Source organism: Sphingobium scionense (assembly GCF_014197035.1).
Taxonomy (GTDB): Bacteria; Pseudomonadota; Alphaproteobacteria; order Sphingomonadales; family Sphingomonadaceae; genus Sphingobium; species Sphingobium scionense.
Genome location: NZ_JACIEU010000004.1, coordinates 117,735 through 139,867, shown reverse-complemented (window position 1 = coordinate 139,867; position 22,133 = coordinate 117,735). Strand labels below are relative to the sequence as shown.

The window sequence follows — 22,133 nt, the reverse complement described above, 5'->3', positions numbered from 1 at the left end:
GATGCGAGGATAGCGACCGCAGATCACGATAACCTGCGGCCGGGCAAAGATAAACCATATATCCCCGCCCGGCCGCATTCAGTTCAATAGCGGAAACGGGCCGACGCATAGACGGTGCGTCCCGGTTCGGGAAAACCATCCGTCAGCGTGTAATAGTCATCGAACAGATTGCGCCCGCCGATGCTGAGGTCGATCTGGTTGGTCAGGGTCAGGTCGATTCGCAGGCTGGCATTCGCATAGGCGCCGGCGCGGTAATAGCGGGCTGGTTGCGACGCCGGGCTTGCGGTGAACAATGTCCAGCGGTTCGATGCTAGGTCGACGCTGGGAACGATGTGCAATTTTTCGAACGGTGCCCAGTCGAGATAGGCGAAGCCCTTGTGCGTGGGGACGCCGGTGGGGCGGAAGCGCGCGTTGGACGGATCGGTCAGGTCGCGCTTGATACCGGTATAGTTGATGCCGGCGTCCAGCCCCGGCAGCAGTGTCGCCGAGGCCGACAGTTCGATGCCGTAATATTCGCCCTTGCCGACATTGCGGCTCTGACTGAGGTTGGTGAGGGCGCAGCCCGTGGTCGGCACGGCGGGCGGCGTGGTCGATGCGGTGCAGGGATAGGCCGGCGTCGGCACGCTGAAGATCGCGTCCCGCACCCAGCTGTAGAAGAGCGCGCCTTCCAGCCGGATCGATCCCTGGCTCCAGCTGCCGCCGATTTCCGCGTTGGTCGCCCGTTCCGCCTTCAGGTCGGGGTTGGGGATGGCGGTGTTGAAGCGCTGGCTGAACCGTTCAAAGATAGTCGGGAAGCGGGCACGCGACGAGAGGCTGGCGTGGAGCGACAGCGCATCGCTGGCCTGCCAGTCGAACCGGCCCTGCGCATTCCAGGTGTCGGCGTCCCTGCGCGGGTAATTGTAGATGATCGATGGCGTGCCCGACGTGCCGAGCGGGGCGCCATATTCCTCGGCGCGTTCTAGGTTGCGCCAGTCATAGCTGCCGCACAGGGTGAAGCGGAGCGCCGGGCTCAGCGCCAGCTCATTTTCCAGCGCGATGGAATAGGTGGCCTCGCTCTGGGTCTGCTTGGGCTCCGTGGTGGCGACGCCGGCCGTCGAAAAGCTGGTCTGATATTCGACATGCTCATCATGGCGATAATGGAAGGCGAGGCGCAGCGTGTCCGCATCGGTCGCGGTGAAATCGAGCTGGGCCGATCCGCCCCAGGCCTTGTCTTCATAGGGGCTGTCAAAGGCGTAGGGCCGGCTCTGTGCGGTTTGTGACCGGTCATTGAAGGAGCGGAGCATCGAATCGAACTGGTTATAATAAGCGCGGGTCTTGAGCGTTGCCCGGTCGCCCAGCGCCGTGGTCGACAGGAAATAGACGCTGGTGACGTCCCAGGACGGCCAGTCCCAGAAACGGGCCGTGGTGACCGTGTCGCTGATGTGCAGCGGTGCGCCCTTCGATCCTTCCTGATGGGTATAACTCAGCGCATATTCGTCGGTGGCGTTGGGGGTGAAGCCGACCTTGGCATTGACGCGCCAGTCTTCCGCCTTTGAAAAGTCGCGCGCGCCGCCATCTTCCAGCGTGGGCACGCGCGGCGTGAAACCATTGGGCAGGTCCCAATGATCGGTAAAGCTGCGCGCATAGCTGGCCTGCGCATACCAGAGATCGTGCCGGGTGCCGACCTTGGCCGACGTGGTATAGCCGGCATAGTCCATGTCATTGTCGAAGCTGACCTGCCCGCGCAGATCGATGTCGAGCGCCTTGGTCGGCTTGCTGGTCACCAGGTTGATCGCGCCACCCATGGCGCCGGGGCCGTCCAGCACGGAGGCATAGCCCTTGGCGATCTGGACCTCGGCAATGTCGGTGGTCAGGAAGCGGCCATAATCGAGCCGGTTGTCGGCGGGCAGATAGACACGGATGCCATCGATCGAGAGCGGCACCTGGAACCGGTCGAAGCCACGCACGAAGACCAGCCGCTCGTTGCGGGTGCCGCCGCTGTTGCCGGCGGACACGCCGGGCATGAGGTTGACCGCATCGTCGAGCGAGGTGCGATTGAAGCTGTAGATGGCGTCGGAGGACAGGGTGCTGCCGTCAATCTCTATCCCGCTGGTCCTAGGGGCAGTGACGATAATCTGGCCGAGCGAGAAGCGATCGCTGTCGCCGGTCGCATCGGGCGCGCCCTGCGCCTCTGCCGTCGCGGTCCAGCAGCAGGCGCTGGCCAGCAAAATGCGCATCATGGTCTGTCGCATGAAAATCCCCCTATTCTTGGTCGTTCGACTCGCTATATCCCGCCGTATATAGTTTTGTCTTGGGGAGAGAAGCCCATGCTTCAGCCGCTGTTCCTGCTGTTTCCGGCCCTGTGCGCGGCCTTGGTGCCGGTATCGGCCTTCGCCCAGATGACGGGCGCGCAGGCCTGCGCTGCCCCGGCCGATCCGCCAGCGGAGATGGCATCCTGGCGGGCGCCGCAGCCGATGCAGGCGGCGGCCGATGCCAAGGGAGCCGGCAAGGTCGCGCTGAAGCCCGGGCAGGCGGTGGCGCTGGCTCTGCTACCGACGCCCAAGCTCAGCTATCCGCTTCGTCCGGCCAAGCCCGGCGGCAGTGTCAGCTTCGGTGGCATCGTCCATTTCACCGTCGATCAGCCCGGCACCTGGCGGGTGGCGCTGAGCGGTGGCGCCTGGGTCGATGTGGTGAAGGACGGCGCCGCCGCGACCTCGACCGCGCATGGCCATGGGCCGGATTGCACCGGCATCCGCAAGATGGTCGATTACCGCCTGGAACCGGGCGACTATATCCTGCAACTAGCGGCCAATGGCGATCCGCAGATGACGGTGCTGGTGACCCGTCTGCCGTGAAGCCGGCGCACTGGCCGCTATTGCTCGCGACGCTGCTGCTGATCGGGGCGGGGCTGCCATGGACCTGGAGCTTGCTGCCGGGCGAAGCGCCGCCGCCGGTGCCGGTCGGCAACGCAATGAGCGCGGCGAAGGTCGAGCTTGGCCACCGCCTTTTCTATGACGCCGACCTGTCGGCCAATGGCACGTTGAGCTGTGCCGGATGCCATGAACAGCATCGCGGCTTTGCCGATGGGAATCGCACGCGCCCCGGCGTGCATGGCGATCCAGGGCTGCGCAATGTGCCGGGCCTGGCCAATGTGGCCTGGTTGCCGCGCCTCACCATCGCAGATCCGGCGATTACCAGCCTGGAGGCGCAGGTCGCCGTGCCGCTGCTGGGCGAACATCCCATCGAAATGGGGATGAAGGGGATGGAGGCGGAACTTCCGCGTCGGCTGGGTGCCGATGCCTGCTATCGCCGAATGTTCGCGCGCGCCTTCCCGGAACATCGCGGCCGGATCGACATCGCGACGGTGTCGGCGGCGCTGGCGGCGTTCGAACGGACGCTGATTTCGCTCGACAGTCCTCATGATCGCGCTCGACGGGGGCAGGCCGATGCCCTGTCGATGTCGGCCTGGCAGGGCGAGCGCCTGTTCGCGGACAAGGGGTGTGCGTCCTGTCATGCGGGTCGCGATTTCAGCGACGGTGCCTATCATCGACTGGAACCGGCGACGGCCGCCGATCCGGGATTGGCCGAAAAGACGGGACTGGCAAGTGATGCCGGGCGGTTTCGCACGCCGCCGCTCCGCAACGTCGCGGTGACCGGCCCCTGGTGGCATGATGGGTCCGCGCAAACGCTGGATGTGGCGATCCTGCGCCATGGCCGGAAACTGACCGACGCCGAACGGATCGCGATCAGGGCTTTCCTCGACAGCCTGACCGATCGGACTTTCCTCACCGATCCACGCTTCGCCATGCCGGACGAAGCCTGTGGCAAGACACTATGAAAGAGTGGCGGGCAGGGGGATCGGGCGCAGCAGGGCGTCAAGCTGGGCCTGCGCCTGTCCACCGGTGGCGGTAAGTGCGGCCTGTTCCAGCGCGCGATAGGCGGCCAGCACGGCCTGCCCTGCTTCCGTCACCCGTGCGCCACGATCACGGCCGCCACCAGCGACCGTCTCGACCAGGCGGTCGTTCCAGCAGCGGTTCATCGTGTCGACCAACAGCCAGCTGCGCCGATAGCTCATGCCCAGCGCCCGCCCGGCCGCCGATATGGAGCCGTGCAGCGCGATCGCATCGAGCAGGTCGGCCTTGCCCGGACCCATGGCGATCTCGTCCCCGCAAAGGATCTGGATCTTGAGCTTGAACGTTCCGGTCTGCATGGCCCTGCCTGATTGCGTGCGATTTGCTCCTCTTAGCCCGTTGTCACAGGTTCAGCGAGGGGGTGGCATGGCGCGCTTTCGGCATCGCCTTGGAATTGCCGAATTCCTGTGGGACAGCCGCACAGGTCGCTGAAAAACATAGATAGCCGGATAGAGAGACATGCCCCAGCCTTCCGCCCCGATTCAGACCGCGCGCCTGCGCAAGCCGATCGGCCTGATGATCGGAACGGCGCTGGGGGCTGCACTTCTAACGCCGGGCCTTGCGGCCGAGCCTGCGCCGTTCGAACTGGTGGGGCCGGACCTCAAGGTCAGCGTGACCCGCGGCACGACCAGCTTGCCGATCAGCCAGGTGCCGAGCCTGAGGGCGGGCGACAAGCTGCTTATCGAGCCCAACCTGCCCAAGGAACAGGGCGCCAATTTCGTGCTGATGTCGGCCTTTCTGCGCGGCGCGACCAATCCGCCGCCCAAGGACTGGATCGACAGCGCCGAAACCTGGAAGAAGAAGGACAAGGATCGCCGCCTTGCCCTGACCGTGCCGGACGGCGCGCGACAGATGGTGCTGTTCCTGGTGCCGGAAACGGGTGGCGGCGAGGGCACGGTCAGCGATGCGGTGCGCGGCAAGCCGGGCGAGTTCGTGCGCGCGACGCAAGAACTCAATCAGGCTTCGCTCGATCGCTCGCGGCTGGATGCCTTCATGACGGCGATCCGGGCACAGGAAAATACCCATCCCGAATTCCTGCGCAGCGTCGCCCCGGCGCTCGCGCGCAGCCTGTCGATGAAGCTGAACGAGGATTGCCTGTCCAAGGTGATCGAGCTTCAGGCCGCCTGCCTGCTGGAGAATAAGGACCAACTGGTCCTGGCCGATGTTCATAGCAGCTCGATTGCCGAGACACTGATCGGCGCCCCTACCGATCTGGCGCTGCAACTCGCCGCCACGCGGGAGGCGGGCTATGGCTATTACAGTCCCTATATCGGTGTGGTGCGTGACCTGGCCCGGATGTTCGGCGCCTTCAGCAGCCCGAGCTTCGAATATCTGCCGACGGTCAGCCTGCGCCGTGACGACAATATCGGAGTGATGCTGAACAAGGCGCCGTCCTTCGCCAAGCCCAAGTCGGTCATGGTGGTCGGCATGCCCTCGATCGAGGCGGACAGCCCGCCGCGCCTGCGCAGCGGCGCGCAGGGGCCGATCTGCGCGGCATTGCCCGCTACGGTGCTGCCGGTCGAGGGCGCGCCGCTCATCTATTCGACCAGCTATGCGCGCGGAATGACGGTGCAATTGAAGGCAGCGTCGGGCCAGGCGATCGAGTATCCGCTGGAAGCGCGGGCCGACCGAGGCGGCTATGTGATCCGCGCCGATGGTCCCTGGCCTGCTGACTTCAAGGGATCGATTGACGCCCATGTCTATGGGCAATGGGGGTTCGACCGCTTCGAAGGGCCTGACTATGTCTTGCAGCGACCCGATGATGCGGCCTGGCAGGTGAAGGGTGAAGCGCCGACCCTGGTGGTTGGTCGCGACAATGGCCTAAAGCTGACGGGCGGCGCGCCCGCCTGTGTCGAGAGCGTCACCCTGCGTCAGGACAGGACCGTCCCCCAGTCGATCGGCTGGAAGGTGCAGGGCCGGGATACGCTGGACCTGACGCTTCCGCTTGCCGATCGGCGCGCCGGACCTGTCATGATCGATGTCAAATATCAGGGCGTGGCCAAGCCTTTCTCCATGCCCCTGCGCGCCTATGCTCAGGCAAGCAAGATCGACGGGCTGACCGTGCATCAGGGTGATGCCTGGGGCGAACTGACGGGGCAGCGGCTCGATCAGGTGGCGAGCGTCGACCTGGGCGGGCGTAGTTGGAAACCCGATGGCCTGATCCGCGACGGTTCGGTCGATCGGCTGCATCTGACGGCCGTGGGCGATGGGACTTTACCAGCCGAGGGCGGCAGCGCGCGCGTGCAACTGGAGGATGGCCGCACCGTATCGGTGCCGGTCACCCTCGCCCCCGCGCGTCCGCGTGTGACGCTGCTGAACAAGAGTGTCACGCCGGCCGCGGCGACGGGTCTGCCGATGACGCTGGGCGGATCGGATGTGCTGCCCAATAATGGCCGGCTTGTCTTTTCGGTGCAGGCGCAGGATGGCACCACATTGACCATGACCGATGCGATTGAGATCGCGACGCAGGATGGCGGGGCCAGCGTCCGGCTGACAGCCGGTTCCGGCCTGCAACTGCAAGGCCCGCAGGTGATGGTGGCGACCCTCGATCCGACGGGGCTTGGCCCGGCCTTCGGGCCGCTGCAATTCCGAATCGTGCGCGGCCGCGAACAGGGGGATTGGCAACCGCTGATGCCGCTCGCGCGTCTACCTCGGATCGAGGCGGTCGATTGCGCGCCGAAGGATCAGAAGGACCAAGGCTGCACCATCAAGGGGCGCGATCTGTTCCTGGTCGATGCTGTTGCCGGCAATCCCGCCTTTGACCAGTCCGTCCCCGTGGCGCAGGGCTTTACCGGATCGAGCCTGACCATGCCGGCGCTGGCCGACGGCAAGCTCTATGTCCGGCTGCGTGACGCGCAGGGGGCGATGCTGGTGGTGCAGGCGCCATCGCCTGCCACCTGATCGCCTTCCCGATCAGGGCTGGCCGCGCTAAGCTGGCAGAATAGAATGATTTCGAGGCCCGAATGACCGTCATTGCCGCCTATCTCTATCGCAACGGCCAACGCGTGCGCGAAGTCTCGATCACCGAACGGATCGACTGCGCCGAAGACAAGTCGGAGTTCGTCTGGATCGGCGTTGCCAGCCCGACCGCCGAGGAAATGCGGACGCTGCAGCAAAATTACAATCTCCATCCGCTGGCGGTGGAGGATGCGATCAAGGCCGACCAGTTGCCCAAGGTTGATATTTATGGCGAGCAGTTGTTCGTCGTTGCCCGCACCGCCCATGTCGAGGACCAGGCGATCGCCTATGGCGAGACGGCGATCTTCATTGGGCACAGCCATATCATCAGCGTCCGTCATGGTTCGGCGCGCGGGCATATCGAGCTGCGCCATGCGCTGGAGGCGGTGCCGGATCGACTGGCCCATGGCGTCGACTATGTGCTGCACGCTATCCTCGACTTCATCGTCGACGGCTATCTGCCGATCGTCGAGGGCATCGAGGAAGAGGTGCTGACGATGGAGCAGCACACGGTCGACAATTTCCTCGGCCGCGACGAGATAACCCGCATCTTCAACCTGCGGCGCCAGCTGATCCGTTTCCAGCGCATATTGGCGCCGATGCAGGAGGTCGCGACCAAGTTCGTCAAGATCGACCTGCCCTGCATCGACCCGGAAACCCGGCCCTATTTCAGCGATGTGCGTGACCATGTGCGGCGCGTGCAGACGATGGTCGATGATTTGCGCGAAGTGCTGAATTCGGTGTTCGAGTTCAGCAATCTGCTGGAGCAGCAGCGCACCGGCACGATCACCCGCCAACTCGCCGCCTGGGCCGCAATCCTGGCGGTGCCGACCGCGATCGCCGGGATTTACGGCATGAATTTCGAGCACATGCCCGAACTGAAGACCCGCTATGGCTATTTCGTCGTGCTGGGCGTGATCCTGCTGATCTGCTCCATCCTCTATCGGCGGTTCCGCAAGCTCAACTGGCTCTGACTGGTATCGCCCTGCCGAAATGCGGTAGCGGTCGCTTGACCTATTCGGACAGGCGGTGCCAGCCTGTCCGAACAGGAGGTCAGGCGATGGTTGAGGATCGTGACGCGTTCGAGGCGATCAATGCCCATATGCTGCGGTTCCTGCCGGAACTGGTGGCGGAACTGGGCGGCGAGGCAGCCGACAGCAGCGATGCGTCGCCCAGCTATCGCCAGACCATCGCACTGATCGAGGATGCTGCGCATCGGCTTGCCTGTCCGGACTTCGGCATGCGCCTTGCCCTGCGCCAGCGCGGCGTCGACCTGTTCGGGCCACTGGGCGACGCGATGCGCAACGCGCCGACCTTCGGCGCGGCGATCGATTATGTGTGCAGCCATAATTATGCGCACAGCCTGGCGGCAGCGGTCTGGCTCCGCCGCTTTCCCTCGGTTCGGCATGTCTTCGTCGGGCACGACATCCTGCTCGACGGCGTGCCCAACCGGGCGCAGGCGATGGAGCATATCCTGCTGGTCGGCCATCTCTTCGCTATGGAACTGACCGGCGGGCGAGCACGGGCGCGGCGGGTGCATTTCCGCCACCAGCCGATCTCGCCGGCGCGCATCTATCGGCGCTATTTCGGCTGTCCGGTCCATTTCGGCCAGAATGAGGACGGGATCAGCTTTTCCGAGCGCGACATGGCAAGCCCGGTGATCGATCGGGACGCCACGGTCTTCGCCGCCGTCACCGCCTATATCGAACGCGAATTTCCCCATCGCCATCCGCCGCTGCATGCGCAGGTGCGCGGCATCGTCATGCAATGGCTGTGGACCGCCCATTGCTCGAATGATCGGGTCGCGGCCGAACTGGGGCTGCATCCACGGACGCTGCACCGGCGGTTGGCGGCGGAGGGTACGAGCTTCCAGAAGATCAAGGACGAGGTGCGGCGCGACATATTGCGCTACTATCTGGAGCAGACCGACATGGACTTCGCCCATGTGTCGGAGAAGCTCGGCTTTTCCGAACAGTCGGTGATGACGCGCAGCTGCAACCACTGGTTCGGCGCGTCGCCCACGCGGTTGCGGGCGCGCTTGCACGCGCCCGCCTGACCCTTCAGCCCGCAATCGAGGTGCGGTGCATCATCCGGCCGGAATCGCGGGCATAGGGCACCACCCGGTGCAGCGCGCCGGTATTGCTCCAGATGACGAAGTCGCCCGCCTGCCATTGATGCTGATAGACGAAATCGGGCTGGGTCGCCCATTCGTTGAGCCGGGCGATATAGGCGCGGCCATAGGCCAGCTCCATGCCGACGATCCGGTCGGCGGTCGACCCGACGATCAGGCTCTTGCGGCCATTCTTGTGGGTCTGGACCAGCGGCCGTTCCTTCTCGATACCGATCGCCAGCTTGCCCTTTTCCGCTTCGGGAATGGCGTCGGCGATCGAGCGCAGGCTGGCGGCGACGCTGTGGATGATGCGCAGATCCTCGATCTCGGCGCGCTGCGCTTCGGGCATCTGCTCATAGGCGGCGAAGCTGTTGGCGAATTCGGTCTGGCCGCCCTTGGGCGCCAGCCGTCGGGCCGACAGCAGGGTCGCGAGCGGCGGTGGCATTTCCATCGGCATCCCGTCCATATGCCAGAAGAAGGTGCCCAGCACATATTCGGGCGCCCGGTTAATCTTGCGATCGAGCGTCACCTGATAGACGTCCTCGTCCTTGTTGGTGGTCGCCTCGCTGGTGAGGTTGAGCCGCCCGCCGAGCAGGTCGGTGAAGGCCAGTTGCTCTTCATTGGTGAAATGGACCTGCGGCATGACCAGCACGGTCCGTTCCTCCAGCATGTCGCGGCACTGGGCGACCACTTGCGGATCGAACAGCGCCTCCCGATCGGCCTCGACCACCGCGCCAATCAGCGGCTTGACCGGACGGAAGGCGACGCGGCTCTTGTGAATGACGTTCATGATCCTGCTCCTTCGATCTCAACCCTGTTCGGCGGCCATGCCGGAAAAGCCGATGCAATAGCCGCCATCGACCGGCAGCAAGGTGCCGGTGATGTAGGACGCCTCGTCACTGGCGAGGAACAGCGCCGCATTGGCGATTTCGCTGGCCAGGCCCCACCGGTCCATCGGGATGCCGGGCACGCGGAAGATACCGGGCGGCGGTTCGGGATGGTCCTTTGCCATCGGCACCAGCCCGGTCCAGATCGATCCGGGCAGCACGGCATTTACGCGGATATGCTGCGCGGCATAATCGAGCGCGGCGCATTTGGTCATCTGGCTGACCCCGCCCTTGGCGGCGGCATAGACGCCATGGCCCTTCCACCCGACCATGCCGGTGGCGGAGCCGATATTGACGATCGCGCCGCCGCCGCTTTCCAGCATGGCGATCACGCCATATTTCATGCCCAGGAACACGCCCTTCAGATTGACGGCATGGACCCGGTCCCAATTGTCGCTGCTCTGTTCGTGCAACGGCATGATGCCGCCGCCGAAGCCGGCATTGTTGATGAGGATGTCGACCCGGCCAAAGGCATCGCAGGCGGCGGCGATCATCGCCTGCACGTCCCCTTCCTCGGCCACGTCGACATGCAGGCCGATCGCGCCGTTGCCGATCGCCGCGGCGACCTCATCCTGCGCGCCGCTGATGTCGGCGCACAGCACCCGCGCGCCTTCCTGCGCGAAGCGTTCGGCCATCGCCTTGCCCATGCCCGATCCCGCGCCGGTGATGACCGCGCTCTTGCCCGCCAGCCTCATGGCATCGGCTCCGTGTCGATGGTCGGCTGGATCAGGATCCGGCTCACATTGGCGCGGCGCGGCAGGCTGACGGCGAGCAGGATGCCGGCGACGATATCGTCGGGCGCCATCGCCCCGTCCTTGTGGGTGTGCTGCTGGATCATGTCGCGCCATTGCGGGTCGGAGATGGAGCTGGCGATCTCGGTCGCGGTGGCGCCCGGTTCGATGATCGACACGCGGATGCCGGCCTGGCCGCCCTCCTGCCGCAGGCTTTCGGTAAAGCCGGTCAGGCCGAACTTGCTCGTCGAATAGGCGGCGAAGCGCCAGCCCGAGCGGCGCCCGGCGGTCGAGGAGATGTTGACGATGTCGCCGCTGCCCTGTGCCTTCATCACCGGGAAGGCGGCGCGGCAGGCATGGATGGTGCCCATCAGGTTGATGTCGATCACCCGCTGCCACTGGGCGCTGGTCAGGCTTTCGATCCCGCCGGCCTCGTTGACGCCGGCGGAGTTGACGAGGATGTCGAGCCGGCCGAACCGGGCCACCGTATCGGCGACGGCAGCCGCCGCATCCGCCTCGACCGAGACGTCGCCGGGCAGGGCGAGTGCAGTGCCGCCTGCCGCCTCGATTCGGGCGACCAGCGCATCGAGCCGATCGCGGCGCCGTCCGTTGACAGCGATGGTGACACCCTCAAGCGCCAGCGCGAGCGCCGCCGCCTCGCCAATACCAGAGGAGGCGCCAGTGACCAGCGCGACCTTGTTTTCCAATCTTGCCATGACCTCTCCTTGCCCGCTGCCCTGTACCGGATCGCGATGCTGAACAGTTCATTAGCAGGGATGAGCAGGGTGGTGCGATGCCAGGATCGGCGATAGCGCCGGGGCGATCATTTGGCTTCGAGTTGGTCCAGCATCGCCTCGATCATCGCCAGCGCCTGATCATGGCCCTCGGTCAGGCCAAGTGCCGTTTCGCTGACCAGCATGCGGGCGAGCGAGGCGGCGATCATCACCAGGCCGCTGGCGTTGGCGGCCTTATCGGTCGGCAGCAGCGTCGCCACCGCCTGCGCCTGATACGCACGAAAGGCCTGCGCGGCGGTGACGATCTCCGCCCGCACCGCCTCGCGATGATGAGCGATGGCGCTGAGTTCTGCGGCAAGGGCAGCGGTCGAGGGATCGCGCATCATGTCCCACATGGCGCGCAGCGGGCGGGGGGCGGCGAGGGCCTCGGCGAAGCGGCCCATGCGCCGGTCGTTGATTCGCTGCACCACGGCTCGGAGCAGATCATCCATGGTACGGAAATAATAATAGAGAAGCTGTGTCTTCAGGCCCGCCTGCTGCGCTACCTGCCGCGCGGATATACCATGTTCGCCGACTTGCGTCAGGATCGTTTCGGCCGCGTCGATGAAGCGGGCGCGGTTCTGCGATCCTTCGGCGCCTAGTCTGCGAGCGGTAGCCATATCGTCCCTTCCGTCCTTCTCCGCCTCCGCTTCTGGGCAATTTTGCGGGGCGCGGCAATGGCCGGGCATCTGTCCATTTTGGTCAAGTCGCTACGCCGGGCCGTCGCTAGCCTTGGTGTCAAACAAGACCTTTGCGGAGAGACGATCCATGACCACGCCGACACTCGATTGTTCGGATATCGACAATTATCTGGGCAAGCCGATCCAGCCCGCCCGGATGGTCGAGCCGATCAACAATGGCGATATCCGCCGCTGGGTGCAGGCGATGCATTATCCCAACCGGCTCCATTATGATGCGGGCTATGCCGCGCAGAGCCGCTGGGGCGGCATGGTCGCGCCACAGAGCTTTGCCGTGACGATGGACTGCGCCCATGGCTCCGCGCCGTCCTGCATCGGCCGTGTGCCCAATTCACACATGCTGTTCGGTGGCGACGAATGGTGGTTCTATGGCCCCCGCATGGTCGCGGGCGACCGCATCCTCAACGAGCGCATCCCGTTCGATTACACGATCAAGGACACCAAGTTCGCCGGCCCGACCTGCTTCCAGCGCGGTGACAATTTCTATTATAACCAGCAGGGCGACCTGATCGCCAAGCAGCGTTCCACCTCGATCCGCTACAGCCAGGAAGCGGGTAAGGACAATGTCCCGACCGAGGGCTTTGACGATCCGGTCTGGACCGATGATCAGTTGGAGGAACTGGAAGCGCGCAAGATGCAGTGGATCCAGATGCTCCATGATCTGGGTCATGACCGGCGTTGGTGGGATGATGCGACGGTCGGCGCGGCGCTGCCCGAACGGGTGGTCGGCCCGCATTCGATCGTCTCCTTCGCCACCGAATGGCGATCCTACATCTTCACCCAATGGGGCGGCACCCACCGGCGCACGGATCTCGACATGGAGGCGCTGGGCTTCGTCAAGGAAATGGCGGGCCATGAGAATGATCCGGTGATGGAGGCGATCAATCCCGAATTCACCGACGGCGCCTATGTCGGCCCGTCGCGTGGCCATCTCTTCCCGCGCTGGGCGCGCTTCATCGGCATGCCGCGCGGCTATGGTTATGGCGCATCGATGGGGGCGTGGATCACCGATTATTTCGCGGGCTGGGCGGGCGAATGGGGAATGATCCGCCATTCGGCCTGCAATTATCGCAGCCCGGCGCTGACCGGCGACATCACCATCACCACCGGCACCATCCTCGACAAGTTCGTGGACGAGGATGGCCGGCACATGGTGCAGGTCGATTGCCGCATGGCCAATCAGGCCGGTGCCGTGTTGGCCACGGCCAAGGCGGAGATCGAACTGCCCCGGCGACCGGCCTGATCCATCTGGTCAAGCGCGCCGCGCTGTGGGATAGCGCGGCGATGGACCTAGACGATCAGTTTCGCCATTATTTCGGCACCGACGACCTTGCCAGCGTACCGCCCGAGGGCATGGCGGCCGGGATCGAGCGGATGCAGGTGGCTTTCGGGCTGGAGACCGACCGTCCCCGGCGCTTCGCCCTGTGGACGTTGCTCTACATGCTGGGCGCGGCGCCTGATCTGGATGTCGCCTTCGAGGATGAAGCCGATCGCAACGCCGCGCGCGACGTGATGGACATGCTGGACGAATAGGCCGCAGGCGCGATGGCAAAAGGCATAACCAGCGCCGGCAGGAAGGAACGGGCTTCGGCGCGCGGTGCCCTATTGGCCGCGACCGAAAGGCTGATGGTCGAGGAGGGCTATGCCGCCGTCACGACCCGGCGCGTGGCCAAGATTGTCGGGGTCACGCCGGCGCTCGTCCATTATCATTTCGCGACGACCGATGACCTGCTGCTGGAGTTGTTCCGCAGCCTGTCGGCCCGGTTCAAGGAAGAGCTGGCGAGCCGGCTGGATACGCCCGATCCGCTGCGCGCGCTGTGGCAGCTCAATTCCGATCCGGATGGCAGCGCGATCGTGCTGGAGTTCATGGCCCTGTCCAACCACCGCAAGGCGATCCGGCAGGAAATCGCCGCCTTTGTCGAGGAATTGCGCGATATCCAGACGCAGGCGATCGCGGCGGCGGATGGCGCGGGGCTGTCGCCGGTGGGGCTTTCCGTGCTGGCGGCGGGCATGGCCCGGTCGATCGTGATGGAGCAGAGCCTGGGCGTGACGCTGGGCCATGACGAGGCGCTGACCATGGTGGAGGCGTTGATGCGCCACGCCACCGGCAAGGATGCCGACGGGCGAGGCACCTAGCAGGTTACCCGGCGCGACTGTGCGCGCCGGCCTTATCCTTATTTCTTGGCCGGGATCTTGTTGAGATCGGCCTGCACCTTGGCGAGCGCGGCGTCGGTCAGCGTATCGGCGGCATATTGCTGCACGCCCTTCAGCGTCATCGATCGGGCCATGTCGATCTGCGGATTGGCGGTGAAGCCGGGTAGATTCTTGTCGAGAACCGCCTTGGTCGCGGGATTGTCGAGCAATGTGCCGATGTCGGTCGTCTCGACGCTATAGGCCGGGGCGGGCGATGCGGCAGGGGCCTGTGCCATGGCGATTTGTGGCGCGGCAGCAGCGAACAACAGGCTGGTGGCGATCAGGACAGTTTTCATTGGCATCCTCTCAATGCAACAGGTCTGGTCCCGACGTCCGGCGGCCGTGAGACGGACTATATCATAGGCGGAGGATGAGGCATGCGAAACCGGGCGGACCATCGCAACGCCCCGGCGATGCCCTGCACCCGCCCTTGTGCCGGAGGGATCGGTTTGTTGGATTGGCGTCCTTGATGGGAAGGAAAGCGGATGACTGGGTTGCAGCAGCATTATGGCCCCTGGGCGCTGATCGCGGGCGCATCGGAGGGGACAGGGCGCGCCTTTGCCGAGCGACTGGCGGCGCAGGGATATAAGCTGATATTGCTCGCGCGGCGCGAAGCCCCATTGGCTGGTCTGGCGACGGAATTGTCTGCCCGCTACGATACCGAATGCCTGTGGGCGAGCGTGGACCTGGCGGATGCGGACGCCGCCGATCGGATCGCCGCACTGTGCGGAGACCGCGAGGTCGGGCTGTTCATCGCCAATGCCGGCGCCGATCCGCATGGCACCCATTTCCTTGACAGCGATATTGACAACTGGATGGCGTTGGTGGGCCGCAATGTCATGACCCTGATGCGCCTGTGTCACTTTCTGGGCCGGGCCATGCGGGCACGGGGGAGGGGGGGCATCATCCTGGTCGGATCGGGCGCCTGTTACGGCGGCGCGCCGGGCCTTGGCGTCTATGCCGGCAGCAAGGCGTTCGACCTGTGCCTGGGCGAGGCGCTATGGGCCGAATTGCAGCCCCATGGCGTGGATGTGCTGAACCTGATCCTGGGGCGCACCGATACGCCCGAACTGCGGCGGTTCCTGACCAGTCGCGGCGCGGCGCTGCCGGCCGATCTGGCCCTGCCCGATGATGTTGCGCGGGTCGGGCTGGAGCGGTTGCCGCATGGGCCGGTCCATCATTGGGGGCTGGCGGATGAGGAGCAGGGCTATGCGCCGCAATCGGCTGCTGCTCGGCGTGCCCGCATCCTCGCGGTGGCGCAGGCCATGCGCGACCTTCAAGGCGCCGACGCATGAGCGCGTCGCGTGATCCGGTGGCGGATAGGCAGGCCATTGCCGATGCGCTGCATCTCTATGCCCGTGCCGTCGATCGGCTCGACGTGCCGCTCGGCCATGGCCTCTGGCATGTCGATGGCACGGCCGATTATGGCGATTATTATCAGGGGAGCGGGCGTGGCGTGATAGACCGTATCTGCGCCGATCATCGCGGATTGCTGGCCCATTGCCATCAGATGACCAACATGGTGATCGCGCTCGATGGCGACCGGGCCGGCAGCGAGACCTATTGCATTGCGACATTGCGGATGCAGCGGCCTGATGGGCAGATGCAGATGTCGGTCTGGACCCGCTATGTCGATCGCTGGTCCTGGCGGGACGGTCGCTGGGCGATGGATCATCGCACCGCGCTGCGCGAGTTTGACGAGGTGCGTCCGGTCCAGCCGCTCAGCGCGGGTGGCATGGGGCGGCGGGACCGGGATGATTCTTCTTATGCTGTCCTGGGAAACCTGCCTTAAGTGGTATGGGCAAATTCAGCGCCCGCCGAATGGCGGGGATGGTGGGAAGCGGACGTCTCCAATTCCTCCCCAAGCTTGACTTGGGGAGGTGGCAGGCGCGTAGCGCCTGACGGAGGGGCAATAGCGAAAGCACAGTTCTCTGACCCCTCCACCGCCTTCGGCGGTCCCCCTCCCCAAGCAAGCTTGGGGAGGATTTCAGTGGTCGCTTCCCGACCGTCCGAATATACCCATGCAGCCTAATAGCTGCCGCCGATCCAACTGCGCGCGACGGCGCCCTGGGCGTCGAGTTGCAACAGGTCGGCGCGCAGGCCCGGCGCGATGCGGCCGGTTTCGACGGTGAGGCCCAGGAAGGCGGCCGGAGCGGCGGATGCCATGGCGATTGCGCGCTCGATCGAGACATCCAGCATGGCGACGCTGTTGTGGACGGCGGTGATCATGTCGAGATTGGAGCCGGCGAGCGTGCCGGCATCATCGGTGCAGGCGCCGTCGCGGACCAGGATATGGCGGCCCTGGAGCATGAACTCGTCCGCGTCGGAGCCGACCGAGGGCATGGCGTCGGTGACGAGCATCAACGTCCCTTCCGGCTTGCAGCGCAGGGCGATCTTGAGCGCGGTGGCGCTGACATGATGGCCATCGACGATGATGCCGCAGGTCACGCCGTCCTGCTCCAGCGCGGCGCCGACGATGCCAGGCTTGCGTGATCCCAGCGGCGACATGGCATTGTAGAGGTGAGTGACGCCGGACAGGCCGGCCTCGACTGCGTCGATCATGTCCTCATAGCGGCCGTTGCTGTGACCCGCCGCGACGATCACGCCGCGCTCCACAAGCTGGCGCACCATGTCGGGGGAGGTCCGCTCTGGAGCCAGCGTGACCAGGGTGCGGCCGCGCTTGAGCGACGACAGCACCTCCAGCCCCTCGGCATCGAGCGGGCGGATTTTGTCGCCATCATGAATGCCCTTGCGCTCGATGTTGAGATAGGGGCCTTCGATATGGATGCCGAGCACGCCGGGCACGCCGGCCTCGATCGCGGCGTCGACGGCGGCGACCGCCTGGCGGATGACCGAGAGATCGTCGCTGATGAGCGTCGGCAGGAAGCCGGTGGTGCCGAAACGACGATGGGCGGCGCCGATCGCGGCGATGCCTTCGACCGTCGGGGCATCATTGAACAGCACGCCGCCGCCGCCATTCACCTGGGTATCGATGAAGCCGGGCACCAGCCGGTCGCCGCCCAGGTCGCGCCGCGCGACATCGGCCGGGACATCGGCGTCGGGCAGGATCGCGGCGATGCGATCACCCTCGATCAGCAACGCCTTGCCGGCATGGAAGCGGCCGTCGATCAGGATCGACCCGTTGACCAGAGCGTGACGCATCAGAGGGTCTCCGTCACCTTGGCAAGGTGCGGGGGCTGGTCCGGGTTGAAGCCTCGCCGGACCGACAGCGCGTTGACCGCGCGGTAGAAGGCCTGGACCTGCAACATCGGTTCGATCGCCGGATGGGCGGCAGGAACCGGCAGGTGGATGGCGCCATCTACGGCCTCGCCAGCGATCAGCACCTGGCCGCCGCGCGCAACGACCTCGCGCACCAGCTCATCGACGCTTTCGGCAGTCTCGTCCGCCTGGCGGAAAACCAGCAGCGGGAAGTCGGGGCCGACCAGCGCCATCGGGCCATGCTTGACCTCGGCCGCGCTGAACGCTTCGGCGTGGAGGCCACTGGTTTCCTTGAATTTGAGCGCGGCTTCCTGCGCGATGCCGAAGCCGATGCCGCGGCCGATGACGTAAAGGCCGCGCGCCGTTGCGAGCTGTTCGACGAGCGGCGTCCAGTCGCAGACCCAGGCCTGGGCGAGCAGGGCAGGGGCAGTCTCCAGCGCCGCCAGCAATTCTGTATCCTCGCTCCAGTGTGCGGCAAGGTTCAGCAGGCTGGCGATCGAGGCGATGTAGGATTTGGTGGCGGCGACACTGCGTTCCGGCCCGGCATGAAGCGGCAGCAGCGTATCGACCTGGCCGGCGAGCGGCGAGTCGGCGACATTGACCATCGCGACGGTCCTTGCACCCGCGCTTTTGGCAGCATCGACCGTGGCCAGGATGTCGGGGCTCTTGCCCGACTGCGAGATGGCGATGGCCAGCATGTCGGCGAGCGCAGGAGTCGTGCCATAGACTGAGGCGATCGAGGGCGCGGCCGAGGTGGTCAGCAGGCCCAGGCGCGTTTCGAACAGATATTTGGCGAAGGTCGCCGCATGGTCGGAACTGCCGCGGGCACAGGTGACGATGCCGCGCGGCGGATTTGCGCGGAGGCTGGCGGCCAGCGCCTTGACCGTTTCGGCGTTGGCGGCGAACTGGCGGGCGATGACGGCGCCGGCCTCTGCGGCCTCGGCGAACATCAGGGTATCTTGCGGATTGAGCATCGTGTCAGGCATCTTTTCGGTCAGGCGCGCATGTCGAGTTCGGCAACGAAGTCATAGGCATCGCCCCTGTACCAGCTTTGCGTCGCTTCGATGACGCGGCCATCGTCCAGGAAGCCGCGCCGTTCGATATAGAGGCCGGGCGCCCCTGCCTCGATCCCGAGCAGCTTGGCCTGTTCGGGGTTGAACAGGACGGCGCGCAGGCGCTGGAGGGCGCGGACCGGGCGGTTGCCGGCGGCTTCCAGGGCGGCATAGAGCGAGGCGCCGACGACATCGACACCGTCGAGGCCGAAGCCGGGAATGGTCGAATATTCGAGCGCCATAGCGACATCGTCGGCATAGCGGATGCGGTTGAAGCGGTAGACGGCCGCGCCGGGGCTGAGGCCCAGCGTCAGCGCGTCGTCGGGCGTCACCGCGCCGACGCTGCGGCCTAGCCACTCGCTGCGCACGGTGCGGCCGCGCGCGGCCATATCCTCGGAAAAGGAGGAGAGTTTGGCGAACTGCTTCTCGACCCGGTTGGCGACGAAGGTGCCGGCGCCCTGTTTGCGCACCAGCAGTCCTTCCTCGACCAGGGAATCCAGTGCCTTGCGCAGGGTGATGCGGGACACCGAAAGTTCCGATGCCAGGTCGCGTTCGGGCGGCAGCGCTTCATTGGGTTTCAGTCGCTGGGTGCGCAGCGCTTCGCGCAGCGCGTCTTCGAGCCGGCGATAGAGCGGGCCACCGCCCAGCGCGTCGAGCGGTCCAATCTGTTCGGCAAGCAGCGGCATCTCGTCTCCACCAGCATCTGTGTTGTTTGCACACTAAGACCAATTAAATACCATATGCCAGTGAAAAATTTCAAACACCGTCACAATTTTGAAAATATCCCTCTTGACGGCGATATGACTTCGGCGGATGGTCTGCTTATTGGTATGCAGTTGGTCCGCCCAATTTATGCCATGCATCAAATATAAATAAGGGGTGAGATATGGGGATTCGGACTTTTCTGGTCGGCACCGCCAGCGCCATCGCGCTGTTTTCGGGTGCCGCGCATGCGCAGGGAAGCGATGCTTCCGCGCCGGACGCCGATGCAAATGCCAGCGATATCGTCGTCACCGGCTATCGCGCCTCGCTCGCCAAGGCGATCGACGTCAAGCGGAACGCCGACGCGATCGTCGACAGCATTTCCGCTGAAGATGTCGGAAAATTCCCCAATACCAATGTCGCCGAAGCGCTGACGCTGGTGCCGGGCGTCACCGTCGACCGCCAGTTCGGCCAGGGCGAAAAGGTGTCGATCCTGGGCACCGATCCGGCGCTCAACCGCACCCTGCTGGACGGCCAGACCGTAGCATCGGCCGACTGGTTCATCCTCGACTCGCCGGGTCGCACCTTCAACTATGCGCTGCTGGCGCCGCAACTGGTCGGCCGGGTCGACGTCTACAAGTCGCCCGAACCGCGCATTGACGAAGGGTCGATCGGCGGCACGGTCAATGTCGTGACCCGCAAGCCGCTGGAGCTGAAGCCCTTCACCATGGCTGGCCAGCTTGGCTATCTCTACAATGATCGCTCGAAAAAGGGCGATATTCAGGGATCGGCGTTGGTGAGCTGGCATAATGAGGAAGGCACGTTCGGTATCCTCGCCTCGTTCCAGCGCGCCAAGGACCGGCTGCGCCGCGACGGCGTCGAAACCTATGGCACGATGAAGGCTGACCAGTGGGCCGGTGGAAACGCCGACAATCCAGTGGACTCGCGCGACAATGGCTGCGTCGGCGAATGCGCCACCACGCTGAGCAACAATCTCGATGCGATCAGCCCCAACGCCTTTGGTACCTCCTATTTCGAGCAGGGCCGCGAGCGCCTGACCTATTCGGCCACCGCCCAGTGGAAGCCGGTCGACGAACTGACGCTGGAGGCCAGTTGGCTCAAGATCGACGCCACCTACAACAACCTCAACCAGTCCATGTATGCCTTCCAGGGCAATACCTGGAACAGTCTGGGCGCGCTGACGGGCCTGGAAGTCAATAACGGCATCGTCACCAGCGCGACCTTCAAGAATGCGCTGTCGGTGCTGGACGTCCAGTATCGCGAGGCGGAGATGAAGTCGGACACCTATCGCGGCAAGGCGCGCTGGGACGGCGGCACCTGGGATCTGACGGTCGAAGGCGGCCTGTCGGACGCGGACGGTGGCACCAAGCGCCAGGTCTTCCTCGAATTCCTGAACTGGGCGGATTATACCGTGAATATCGGCGGCGCGCCCAAGTCGCCCGGCTCGCTGACCTATGCCACCGACGTTCAGGGCAATCCCAATGCCTTTGTGACCGATCCGGGCTGGAGCGGCAACACGGTCTCCAAGCCGACCAGCGACCAGGAGCGTTACGGCCAGGCCGACCTCGGCTTCGATTTCGATGGTGCGTTGAAGCGCATCCAGATCGGCTACAAATATCGCCATCATGAGACCGGCCAGCGCTATGCGGGCATCGCGCTCAATGGTCTGGGCGTCGCGGCGGCGCAGTTCGATCCCAAGACGGTCGCGGGCAATTATCTGCGCGGCTTCAGCGGCGTGAACGACCAGATGACCGACCGCTTCATCATCAGCGGCCCGTCGATGGTCGACTATCTGGAAGGCCAGACGCTGCCGACACCGTCGATCTTCGCGGCGGCCGAGTTCACTGCCGGCAACTGGAACATCCAGGAAGATATCAACGCGGTCTATGCCCAGGCCAATTTCGACACCGGCACGCTGCGCGGCAATTTCGGCGTGCGCTATGTGAACACCAAGACCGACAGCGCCGGCTATGTCTGCAACGCTGGTGCGCCTTGCAACAGCGCGGCCGACTGGACCTGGCAGACGACCAAGCGCAGCTATGACAATTGGCTGCCCAGCGCGAACATCGCCTGGACCGCGCAGCAGGATCTGATCGTCCGCTTCTCCGCCGCCAAGGTGATGTCGCGGCCTAACTATGCCGACATGACCAATTATTTCTGGCTGTCGGACACGGTCCTCACCGGCGGTGGCGGCAACCCCAATCTGAAACCCTATACGTCGGGCAATCTCAACGCCTCGGTCGAATGGTATTTCAAGCAGGGATCGATCCTGTCGGCGGAAGTCTTCTACAAGGATATCAGCAACTATATCCTGCAGAAGACGGCGCCCGAGAGCTATTTCAACCAGTCGCAGGGCCGGGTGACGACCTATCAGATCAGCCGTCCCTACAATGCCGGTTCGGCCGAGGTGAAGGGCTTTGCCGTCGCCTATCAGCAGAACCTGCCCTATGGCTTCGGTATCTTGGCCAACTATACCTATTCCGACGGTTCGGGTGAAGGCGGCCAGGCGCTGCCCTATAATTCCAAGCATCAGGCCAGCATCAGCCCCTTCTTCGAAAGCGGCCCGGTCGCGCTGCGCGCCACTTACACCTGGCGGTCGAAATATTTCACCGGCATCGACCGTGGCGACAATATGTTCGTGCGGGACTCCGACAATCTGGATGTATCGGCGACCTATAATGTCACGCCGCAGATCGGCATCACCCTGTCGGGCATGAACCTGACCGACGCGGAATATTATGCCTATGCCAACACCACGGCACTGCCGCGCGGCGTCTATCGCTCGGGCCGCAAGTTCCTGGCGACGGTGAACTTCAACTATTGATTGCCTCGCCTGTCAGAAGGCGCATGACTTGAAGACGGCGGGACGGAACGCAACAGCGTCCGCCCGCCGCACGTC

General features: G+C 64.8%; 21 protein-coding genes. 11 read left to right on the top strand and 10 right to left on the bottom strand.

Going from position 1 to position 22,133, the window contains the following annotated elements:
* Positions 1 to 83: 83 nt before the first annotated feature.
* Positions 84 to 2,231, bottom strand: coding sequence for a TonB-dependent receptor plug domain-containing protein (locus GGQ90_RS05715; protein WP_188081245.1), 2,148 nt, complete (start codon positions 2,229 to 2,231; stop codon positions 84 to 86).
* Between the two features lie 75 nt (positions 2,232 to 2,306).
* Here GGQ90_RS05715 and GGQ90_RS05710 point away from each other — a divergent pair, with 75 nt between their 5' ends.
* Together GGQ90_RS05710 and GGQ90_RS05705 are read left to right on the top strand one after the other, a co-directional pair.
* Positions 2,307 to 2,834: a hypothetical protein gene (locus GGQ90_RS05710; protein WP_188081244.1), complete on the top strand. Its 528-nt coding sequence runs from the start codon at positions 2,307 to 2,309 to the stop codon at positions 2,832 to 2,834.
* Positions 2,831 to 3,817 carry a cytochrome c peroxidase gene (locus GGQ90_RS05705; RefSeq protein ID WP_188081243.1) on the top strand — a complete coding sequence of 329 codons (987 nt, stop codon included), beginning with the start codon at positions 2,831 to 2,833 and terminating at the stop codon, positions 3,815 to 3,817. The genes GGQ90_RS05710 and GGQ90_RS05705 overlap by 4 nt, the downstream gene beginning before the upstream one ends.
* On the opposite strand, the gene GGQ90_RS05700 is transcribed toward GGQ90_RS05705, so the two are convergent.
* A complete protein-coding gene (locus GGQ90_RS05700; RefSeq protein ID WP_188081242.1) occupies positions 3,812 to 4,189 on the bottom strand; it encodes a winged helix-turn-helix domain-containing protein in 378 nt (125 codons plus the stop codon). The genes GGQ90_RS05705 and GGQ90_RS05700 overlap by 6 nt on opposite strands.
* A gap of 160 nt (positions 4,190 to 4,349) precedes the next feature.
* Between GGQ90_RS05700 and GGQ90_RS05695 the strand changes: the two genes are divergently transcribed.
* From GGQ90_RS05695 to GGQ90_RS05685, 3 genes are all read left to right on the top strand, one after another.
* Positions 4,350 to 6,791: a hypothetical protein gene (locus GGQ90_RS05695; RefSeq protein ID WP_188081241.1), complete on the top strand. Its 2,442-nt coding sequence runs from the start codon at positions 4,350 to 4,352 to the stop codon at positions 6,789 to 6,791.
* A 62-nt stretch (positions 6,792 to 6,853) separates the two neighbouring features.
* The gene (locus GGQ90_RS05690; protein WP_188081240.1) at positions 6,854 to 7,822 is read left to right on the top strand and encodes a magnesium and cobalt transport protein CorA; all 969 of its coding nucleotides are present in this window, start codon (positions 6,854 to 6,856) and stop codon (positions 7,820 to 7,822) included.
* An 86-nt stretch (positions 7,823 to 7,908) separates the two neighbouring features.
* Positions 7,909 to 8,904: an AraC family transcriptional regulator gene (locus GGQ90_RS05685; RefSeq protein WP_188081239.1), complete on the top strand. Its 996-nt coding sequence runs from the start codon at positions 7,909 to 7,911 to the stop codon at positions 8,902 to 8,904.
* A gap of 4 nt (positions 8,905 to 8,908) precedes the next feature.
* Here the strand turns inward: GGQ90_RS05685 and GGQ90_RS05680 are convergent, their stop codons facing one another.
* From GGQ90_RS05680 to GGQ90_RS05665, 4 genes are all read right to left on the bottom strand, one after another.
* Positions 8,909 to 9,748, bottom strand: a complete 840-nt coding sequence (locus tag GGQ90_RS05680) for a TauD/TfdA dioxygenase family protein (protein ID WP_188081238.1) — start codon at positions 9,746 to 9,748, stop codon at positions 8,909 to 8,911.
* A gap of 18 nt (positions 9,749 to 9,766) precedes the next feature.
* The gene (locus GGQ90_RS05675; protein ID WP_188081237.1) at positions 9,767 to 10,540 is read right to left on the bottom strand and encodes an SDR family NAD(P)-dependent oxidoreductase; all 774 of its coding nucleotides are present in this window, start codon (positions 10,538 to 10,540) and stop codon (positions 9,767 to 9,769) included.
* Positions 10,537 to 11,292, bottom strand: coding sequence for an SDR family oxidoreductase (locus GGQ90_RS05670; RefSeq protein WP_188081236.1), 756 nt, complete (start codon positions 11,290 to 11,292; stop codon positions 10,537 to 10,539). The genes GGQ90_RS05675 and GGQ90_RS05670 overlap by 4 nt, the downstream gene beginning before the upstream one ends.
* Before the next feature lie 107 nt (positions 11,293 to 11,399).
* The gene (locus tag GGQ90_RS05665) at positions 11,400 to 11,969 is read right to left on the bottom strand and encodes a TetR/AcrR family transcriptional regulator (RefSeq protein WP_188081235.1); all 570 of its coding nucleotides are present in this window, start codon (positions 11,967 to 11,969) and stop codon (positions 11,400 to 11,402) included.
* A 148-nt stretch (positions 11,970 to 12,117) separates the two neighbouring features.
* On the opposite strand from GGQ90_RS05665, the gene GGQ90_RS05660 reads away from it, so the two are divergent.
* From GGQ90_RS05660 to GGQ90_RS05650, 3 genes are read left to right on the top strand one after another with little or no spacing between them, the layout of a single operon-like run.
* The gene (locus GGQ90_RS05660; RefSeq protein WP_188081234.1) at positions 12,118 to 13,290 is read left to right on the top strand and encodes an FAS1-like dehydratase domain-containing protein; all 1,173 of its coding nucleotides are present in this window, start codon (positions 12,118 to 12,120) and stop codon (positions 13,288 to 13,290) included.
* Between the two features lie 41 nt (positions 13,291 to 13,331).
* A complete protein-coding gene (locus tag GGQ90_RS05655; RefSeq protein ID WP_004212448.1) occupies positions 13,332 to 13,580 on the top strand; it encodes a hypothetical protein in 249 nt (82 codons plus the stop codon).
* A 12-nt stretch (positions 13,581 to 13,592) separates the two neighbouring features.
* Positions 13,593 to 14,183, top strand: coding sequence for a TetR/AcrR family transcriptional regulator (locus GGQ90_RS05650; RefSeq protein ID WP_188081233.1), 591 nt, complete (start codon positions 13,593 to 13,595; stop codon positions 14,181 to 14,183).
* Positions 14,184 to 14,221: 38 nt separating this feature from the next.
* Here GGQ90_RS05650 and GGQ90_RS05645 read toward each other — a convergent pair whose 3' ends face one another.
* Positions 14,222 to 14,536 carry a hypothetical protein gene (locus GGQ90_RS05645; protein WP_188081232.1) on the bottom strand — a complete coding sequence of 105 codons (315 nt, stop codon included), beginning with the start codon at positions 14,534 to 14,536 and terminating at the stop codon, positions 14,222 to 14,224.
* Positions 14,537 to 14,725: 189 nt separating this feature from the next.
* On the opposite strand from GGQ90_RS05645, the gene GGQ90_RS05640 reads away from it, so the two are divergent.
* Both GGQ90_RS05640 and GGQ90_RS05635 read left to right on the top strand, forming a co-directional pair.
* Positions 14,726 to 15,535 carry an SDR family NAD(P)-dependent oxidoreductase gene (locus tag GGQ90_RS05640; protein WP_188081231.1) on the top strand — a complete coding sequence of 270 codons (810 nt, stop codon included), beginning with the start codon at positions 14,726 to 14,728 and terminating at the stop codon, positions 15,533 to 15,535.
* Positions 15,532 to 16,032, top strand: a complete 501-nt coding sequence (locus GGQ90_RS05635) for a nuclear transport factor 2 family protein (protein ID WP_188081230.1) — start codon at positions 15,532 to 15,534, stop codon at positions 16,030 to 16,032. Before GGQ90_RS05640 ends, GGQ90_RS05635 begins: the two co-directional genes overlap by 4 nt.
* 236 nt (positions 16,033 to 16,268) lie before the next feature.
* Here the strand turns inward: GGQ90_RS05635 and nagA are convergent, their stop codons facing one another.
* Genes nagA through GGQ90_RS05620 form a run of 3 tightly spaced genes read right to left on the bottom strand, consistent with a single transcriptional unit; the run spans position 16,269 to position 19,197 of the window.
* Positions 16,269 to 17,402: an N-acetylglucosamine-6-phosphate deacetylase gene (nagA, locus tag GGQ90_RS05630; RefSeq protein ID WP_188081229.1), complete on the bottom strand. Its 1,134-nt coding sequence runs from the start codon at positions 17,400 to 17,402 to the stop codon at positions 16,269 to 16,271.
* A complete protein-coding gene (locus GGQ90_RS05625) occupies positions 17,402 to 18,445 on the bottom strand; it encodes an SIS domain-containing protein (RefSeq protein WP_188081228.1) in 1,044 nt (347 codons plus the stop codon). Before GGQ90_RS05625 ends, nagA begins: the two co-directional genes overlap by 1 nt.
* Before the next feature lie 8 nt (positions 18,446 to 18,453).
* Entirely contained in the window at positions 18,454 to 19,197 is a 744-nt protein-coding gene (locus GGQ90_RS05620; protein WP_188081227.1) for a GntR family transcriptional regulator, read from the bottom strand.
* A gap of 200 nt (positions 19,198 to 19,397) precedes the next feature.
* On the opposite strand from GGQ90_RS05620, the gene GGQ90_RS05615 reads away from it, so the two are divergent.
* Positions 19,398 to 22,058: a TonB-dependent receptor gene (locus tag GGQ90_RS05615; RefSeq protein ID WP_188081226.1), complete on the top strand. Its 2,661-nt coding sequence runs from the start codon at positions 19,398 to 19,400 to the stop codon at positions 22,056 to 22,058.
* Positions 22,059 to 22,133: the final 75 nt, after the last annotated feature.